Annotated in this window: 3 protein-coding genes; all 3 read left to right on the plus strand. The window is 64.3% G+C overall.

Annotated features, from left to right (window positions below; translation table 11 throughout):
* The first annotated feature begins 117 nt into the window (after positions 1 to 117).
* Entirely contained in the window at positions 118 to 1,425 is a 1,308-nt protein-coding gene (locus ENZ74_RS24835; protein ID WP_082826507.1) for a hypothetical protein, read from the plus strand.
* 8 nt (positions 1,426 to 1,433) lie between these two features.
* Entirely contained in the window at positions 1,434 to 2,663 is a 1,230-nt protein-coding gene (locus ENZ74_RS24840) for a GNAT family N-acetyltransferase (protein ID WP_063168634.1), read from the plus strand.
* A gap of 12 nt (positions 2,664 to 2,675) precedes the next feature.
* The coding region (locus ENZ74_RS24845) for a GNAT family N-acetyltransferase (protein ID WP_127313052.1) at positions 2,676 to 3,856 on the plus strand (1,181 nt) is incomplete at its 3' end.

Here is a 3,856-nt window from a genome sequence, read left to right on the forward strand (position 1 = left end):
GATCTTCAGCGAGCCGGTCGCGGCCGCGGCGATCACCGCGATCGCCGCCGAAAAGCTGAAGACGACCATCGCGCGGCCGGGCAGGGCGCCCGCTGCCCGCGCAGCGGAGACACGGCCGTGAAGTTAGCGTTTCCGAGCCATCTGGTTCGACGCCTCGTGCTGATGATCGGCGGCGAGGCGATGCAGAGCGGCTTTCATTTCGCCCTCAACATCATGCTGTTGCACATGCTGTCGGCGCAGGGCTACGGCCTCTTCGCCATCGGCATGGTGATGGGCGGGGTCGGCCTGTCCTATATCAGGTCGCTCACCGCTGTTCCCGCCAGCATCTGGATGAGCAAGAGCACCAACAGCGCCGGCGTCAATACCTATGACGTGGCGTTCGGAACGGCGGCGCTGATCGTGGCGTTGCTGATGGCCGTCGGCACGGCTGTTCTGATGCATGTCCTTGGAGATCCAAGCGGAATTGCCGCCGGCTGCTTCGTCGGTGCCTGGTCGTTGCGCAGCCATATGCGCACGGCTTTCTTCGCACGGCGCCAGCAGGTTGTCGTCTCCATCAGCGATGGCGCTTTTACAGTCGCCGGCTGTGTCCTGACCGGGCTGTCGATCTGGTTGGTCCAAGACCCGCTGCAGACCGTATTCTATGCACTTGCAGCCGCAAATGTGTTCGGCATTTTCGTCCTGGTCCGCCTGGCTCGGCGCTCGCTTCGCATCAGCTTCCGCATGCCGACGCGCCGACGCTATGTCAGGCTCTGGCCCCAACTGCGCTGGTCGGCATTCAGCGCGACCACCACCAACATCCAGGGTCAATGTCTGGCGCTGCTGGTCGCCGGCATTGCCGGGCCAGCCGCCTACGCACCGCTGGCGGCGGTTCTGGTGCTGTTTGCTCCGCTGCGCATCATCAGCCTTGCGTTCGTCAACATGACGCAGCCGGATCTCGCCAGGCTGATGCGGAACAATGAAACAGGCCGTGTCTGGACGCAGGCCAAGATCTGGGCGCTCGTCATGGGGCTCGGCGGCCTTGCTTATGGATGTGCGATCATGTTCGTCCTGCCGATGATAAAATCCCAGGCTCTCCAGGACGCTTCGACCTGGTTCATCGGGCTTTTCGTGATCGCGAATTTTGTCCCGATCATGCTCTATATCATGCCCCGCATCGTGCTTGAGATACTCGGCGATTTTCGGATCGTCGCGTTCATCACCACGGGCGGCGCGGTCGTCGGGCTGGCGCTGATCGCGGCCCTGCTGGCAATCGCGTCTCCGCCGTGGGCGTTGTTGGGTTCCGCCGTCTCGGAGATGTTCGTGCTCGTGGCATCGTGGTATTTCGCGCATCACCGCATGTGGAATATCGAGCATCCCGATGAGGCGCGCGACAGCCGGTTGGGCGCGTGGCGGCGGACGCTGCCGTTCGCTACGGCAAAGCGATAGGAAAAAACATGGCAGTCCAGGCGGTGCAAATTGCTGCGGTGACCGGCTCGCCCGATGGCCAGTCCTCCCATCCGGCCACCGTCGTCGCCATCGATGCCTACACGGCGCGGCTCCACACCAGCTTGGAAGCGGTGAGGCCGCTCTGGCTGCGCCTCCAGGCGGACGGTGTGTGCACCGCCCACCAGAATTATGCCTGGGCCGAGGGGATCGTCGCGCGGCTAATGCCGGAAGGTGCGGAACTGCTCATCGTGGAGGTAAACGATGCCGTGACGGGCGCGCCGCGAATGCTGGTGCCGCTGATACGGCGGCCGGCCTTCCGCCATCGGGTGATCGAATGGCTGAGCTGTGGCGTTTGCGACTATTCGGCACCGCTGCTGGCAGATGCCAGCCCGTGGACGATGCAATCGGCGCAGGCCGCGTGGGCTGCGGTGCGTTCCGTGCTGCCGCCGGCGGACCGCATCCAGATCACGGGAATTCCGCAATCGATCAGCGGCGTCACCAACCCTCTGGCCTTGCTCGCAGCCACGCGCGATTCCCTGCATACCAGCTTCGGCCTCGCCATCGACGGCGACCCGGAAACCGTGCTCAAGCGCCTATGCCGGCCATCCTTCGTCAAGGCCTTCAACAAGGACTGGCGCCGCCTCGAACGGCTTGGCGACGTGGAACTGGTCGAAGCCAACACGCCGGCCCTGGTGGAGGTCATCTTCGGCGGCCTGGTCCGGATGCGGCTCAGCCGCTTTCGCGAACTGGGCCGCTTCGACCTGCTGACGCAGGCGACGGCTGTCGACTTCTATCGAAACGCCGCTCTCGAGGGCCTGTCGGATGGGTCGGTGCGGCTCTTCGGGTTGCGTGTTGGTGAAGCTCTGATCGCCGTACAATACCTGCTGATCCATCAAGTCACCGTTCATGCTCTGCTGATCTCAATCGATCAGGGCGCGGTGCCCAATGTCTCGCCGGGACTTCTGATCATGGGCAAGTTGATGAGCTGGGCGCGCGGCCGCGGTTTCGATTATTTCGACCTGTCGGTCGGCAACCAGAGTTACAAGGAACATATGGGTGCCGTGGGTTCGGGCCTGCGCGAGCTTTGCCACGGGATTACGGTGCGAGGCAGCGCCGTGAGCGCAGCCATCGAGGTCCGCAACCGGACCGAGGTGTTCGTGCGCTCCAAACCTCGGCTGCTGAAGAGGCTCCAGGGACTGATGCGGGACTTGCGGCGCCTGCGTGGGGGATCGGAATGACGGGAGAAGCATGTGGCAAGCTACGCGGCGCGAACGACTCCGATAAGGGATTTGCCCGGTGGGCGGTTTTCCCCGACTGTCGCCAACGCTGATGCAACCGCGCACTTCACGGCTCGGCTGCACACCAGTTTCGATACCGTAAGGCTGCTATGGCTGCTGCTTGAGGCGCACGGCGTCTGCACTGCCCATCAGCACTATGCCTGGGTCGAAGGAATCGCCGCACGGCTGATGCCCAAGGACGCGGACCTGGTCGTCATCGAGGTGAGTGACGCCATGACCGGCGCGCCGGCCATGCTGCTGCCGCTGATGCGGCGCCGGGCCCTCGGCCACCACGTCATCGAATGGCTGAGCTGCCGCGTGTGCGACTACTCGGTGCCGCTGCTGGCGGATGGGAGAGCGTGGACCAGGCAGAGTGCCGACGCCATGTGGGCGGCGGTCCGTGCCGTTCTGCCACCGGCGGATCGCATCCATATCGCGGGGATCCCGCAGCAGATCCACGGCCTCGTCAATCCGCTGGCACTGCTTTCGGTGGCGCGCGACTCCATCCAGGTCACCTCCGGCCTCGTCCTGCACGGCGACCCGGAGACGCTCATCAAGCGGATCTGCAAGCCGTCCTTTGCCAAGGCCTTCCGCAAGCATTGCCGCGGCTTCGAACAGCTTGGTGGCCTCGCTCTGGTCGAGGCCGACACGCCTGATCTGACCGAGGAGCTCCTGGATGTGCTGCTGGAATTGCGGCTGAAGCGTTTTCGTGAGCTTGGGCGTTTCGACCTCCTGACGCAGGTCCCGGTCGTCGATTTCTACCGCGCCGCGGCGCTGCAAGGCCTGTCCAATGGATCTGTGCGGCTCTTCGGTCTACGCGTCGGTGAAGCCTGGCTCGCCTCCATCTATGTGCTGGTCAGAAAAGGCACACTTCACGCCCTCCTGCTGGGCATCGACCAGAACGCGGTCGCCAATGTCTCACCCGGCCTGACGACGATGGGCAAGCTGATGATGTGGGGATGCGAGCGGGGCTTCGACTATTTCGACCTGTCGGTCGGCGGCCAGGGCTACAAGCAACATATTGGTGCCGCGAGTTCGGTTTTGGCCGAGATCTGCGAACCGGTGACGGTGCGGGGCAGGGCTGCGAACGCAGCCATTCTGTTGCGCAGCCGGGTCGAAGGCATGACGCGGTCGCGCCCCCGGCTGCTCAAAGC

Origin of the sequence: Mesorhizobium sp. M7A.F.Ca.CA.002.15.2.1, assembly GCF_003998715.1 — a bacterium.
In the GTDB taxonomy this organism is placed as follows: domain Bacteria; phylum Pseudomonadota; class Alphaproteobacteria; order Rhizobiales; family Rhizobiaceae; genus Mesorhizobium; species Mesorhizobium ciceri.

Bases quoted from the DNA above. Each gene is read 5' to 3' on its own strand.
- ENZ74_RS24840 (WP_063168634.1), top strand. From the start codon at position 1,434: ATGGCAGTCCAGGCGGTGCAAATTGCTGCGGTGACCGGCTCGCCCGAT.